The organism is Duganella qianjiadongensis (genome assembly GCF_009857915.1).
Classification (GTDB): domain Bacteria; phylum Pseudomonadota; class Gammaproteobacteria; order Burkholderiales; family Burkholderiaceae_D; genus Rugamonas; species Rugamonas qianjiadongensis.
In genome coordinates this window covers 1-2,694 of the sequence record NZ_WWCM01000046.1, presented here as the reverse complement: position 1 = coordinate 2,694, position 2,694 = coordinate 1, and the positions used below count along the sequence as shown (strand labels likewise).

The window sequence follows — 2,694 nt, the reverse complement described above, 5'->3', positions numbered from 1 at the left end:
GGGACATCAGCTATTACCTGATGCACCGCTATAACCGGATACGGCCACATCAGTTCAATGAGGGATTGGCTCCGGCCGTCAAAGAAGAAAAACTTAACGTAGTGTCCGGGATAGGTTGACCACTACAGACATTGCATTTACTGAATAGAGCGTAGGTAGGTTTCAAGGATACTCAACCTCTCGTCTAGGGGATTTTTTGCCATATCGAAATTCCAGCATATAAAGAAGACTCTGGCGTATTCTATGCTTCCTAGCCCTATCGCTAGTCGCATTAGGCGACCGTCCGCTGCTGGCCGACTGCAGCCTGAGAATTAGCATAACATTTTGCCCAGAAGGAAAATCCTCGAATTCTAACGCTACAGGAACAACCCTATTGATGAAGTCGGCGCATAGTGGAGCTCCAACACAGGGAGGTCGATTATGAACACCAAGACTTATGCTTCAGAGCACAATTCGCCATGGAACAAAGGCAAGCTAGTAGGCCAGAAGATGCCGCTGCGCATCAGTGAAATCTGGGCTATTCGGGTCAGGCTTGAAATCTACGGGCGCCAGCGCGATCTGGCACTTTTCAATCTCGCTATAGACAGCAAGCTGCGGGGCTGTGATTTGGTACAACTACGCGTACTCGATGTGGTTCACGGCAATCATGTAGCAAATCGGGCGACTGTGATGCAGCAAAAAACAAAGCAGCCCGTTCAATTTGAGCTAACGGCAGGCACCAGAAAGAGCTTGCTTGAATGGATTAATGTTGCCGGATTGCGGCACGATGATTATCTATTCTCGAGTCGAATCAGTGGATCACCACATATATCAACTAGACAATATGCGCGAATAGCACATCAATGGTTTGATGAAATTGGCTTGGATCCAACGGCGTACAGCACACATACTTTACGACGAACCAAGCCCACGCTCATCTATCGTCGTACGAAGAACCTGCGCGCTGTGCAGCTGCTGTTGGGGCATACACGACTTGAGAGCACTGTGCGATACCTAGGCATTGAGGTAGATGATGCGCTTGAAATGGCCGAGCAAACAGATGCTTAATATTGCCATATGGACGCGCACCAAATTCTTTCATCGGATCAGGTATTGGCTTTTATCTTTACCCGCAAGCCACTTAGGAGCGCGTCCACGACCTGTCCAAGTGGCGCCTGTTGCCGCATCTTTATATTTGATTTCTACAGGCTTGCGCGAGGCCTTAGGCATCGATTTGGGACTTCCACCGATGTCAGCTAAAGTCAAACCATATTCGTTCATAATTGCCCGAATTTTTGCCTTCGCTTCTGAAATCTCATTTAGCCGCGCGGCTTCAGCTTTGGCTTGGAGCTCAGCGATTTGCTTTTGATAATCCTGATAGGTAGACATTGATGATCCCTAAAATCATTGGCGATGCGTTGATTGTACAAGCCCTAATCTTTTTTCTGTTGAACGGAAGAGTAAGGTATGCCTTTTAAGGCTATCAAAAATACTATCCCAGCAACGACACCTATTGGTGAGTATTTCGGCGGTAATGGACAATTTTTTCTGCAACAGAGACCGCTAAAGCTTGCCCCCCCCAAGGGGCGAATTCGCTACATTAAGAAGATACTTTGCCGTCCACTACAGCCAACAAGTCGGTAACGAGAAGATTTCATTTCTACATGTCGGCATACCTGGAACAATCCTGCCCGTGTTTTTCTTGTCTACAGGTTCTATTCGCCGCATATTTTGCGGTGAATAAGCACACCATTCGCCGCAAGCGCTTCCTCAAAAGATATCCTGATTGCCGTCCAGCAACTCCGCAATGGTCACAATCGACGCTCATTGCGCGTCATTATTGGCATTCAATTGACTAGTATGCACAGACTAGTGAGATTTCGCGTATTTTGGGGAGGGGCAAGCTGATATCCTCTTTCACTGGTTGAATACGGCCAGAAGCCGACAGATACCATTAGCTAGAATTCGATTTGGAAACTTCGGTTTAAAATGATGAAGAAAATTGTTTTCGCTCTTCTTTGCGTATTTTTTCGCTCAGCAGTAGCAAATTGCGAGGCCCCGAAAACTCAAGTTGAGATGACAGAATGTGCAAGACAAGATTACGCTGAGCAAGATAGAAAACTAAATATTGCTTATGCCGAATATCGCGTTCGTCTCAGAGAGTCTCAGAAAAAGCAGCTTAAAGATGCGCAACGTGCTTGGATAAAATTCAGAGATGCTTCTTGTGAATTTGAAAGCTCCGGCGTGGAGGGAGGCAGCGTTTATCCAATGGTTCGGTACTTATGTCTTTCAGAGAAAACCGCCATCCGTTTGCAAGAAATAAAAGAACTTAGCGTGTGCAAAGAAGGAAACTTGAGCTGCCCTGCATATTGAACTAAAGCGACTGCATGCGGCCCAGACCGTGTAAAAACACACTCTGCAGTGCCGACAAATTAATTTTATCTGCATGGGCAAGTTTGGAAGCCCCGGAGAGCATTGTTGGCGCTTCGCCATCTCGTCTGCACTTTCGGTGGGGCCAACAAGATTAACGCTCTGAGTAAGTGTTTTAGGCTTGCAAAAAGGGCATATGCCCTGATCGCCTCCATCACCCTGGCAAAGCCAAGCAAGCTCATCAAGCGTTTGAAATTATAGGCAAGCACATGCAGGCCCATCTCGGCCTGGACGCGCTCCAGCCCTTTCGTAAGGAAGTGGGTCCAGCCCATCCAGGACTTGATC

The 2,694-nt window shown here is 47.3% G+C and carries 3 protein-coding genes and 1 pseudogene; 2 read left to right on the top strand and 2 right to left on the bottom strand.

Annotation, left to right across the window (positions count from 1 at the left end; genetic code table 11):
* The first annotated feature begins 420 nt into the window (after positions 1–420).
* Positions 421–1,047 carry a tyrosine-type recombinase/integrase gene (locus GTP27_RS23160; RefSeq protein WP_161037040.1) on the top strand — a complete coding sequence of 209 codons (627 nt, stop codon included), beginning with the start codon at positions 421–423 and terminating at the stop codon, positions 1,045–1,047.
* Between the two features lie 30 nt (positions 1,048–1,077).
* Here GTP27_RS23160 and GTP27_RS23155 read toward each other — a convergent pair whose 3' ends face one another.
* The gene (locus tag GTP27_RS23155; RefSeq protein ID WP_161041446.1) at positions 1,078–1,368 is read right to left on the bottom strand and encodes an H-NS histone family protein; all 291 of its coding nucleotides are present in this window, start codon (positions 1,366–1,368) and stop codon (positions 1,078–1,080) included.
* A gap of 600 nt (positions 1,369–1,968) precedes the next feature.
* On the opposite strand from GTP27_RS23155, the gene GTP27_RS23150 reads away from it, so the two are divergent.
* Entirely contained in the window at positions 1,969–2,352 is a 384-nt protein-coding gene (locus GTP27_RS23150) for a lysozyme inhibitor LprI family protein (RefSeq protein WP_161041445.1), read from the top strand.
* 194 nt (positions 2,353–2,546) lie between these two features.
* Here GTP27_RS23150 and GTP27_RS23970 read toward each other — a convergent pair.
* A pseudogene (locus GTP27_RS23970) lies at positions 2,547–2,694 on the bottom strand (IS5/IS1182 family transposase); the annotation flags it as partial.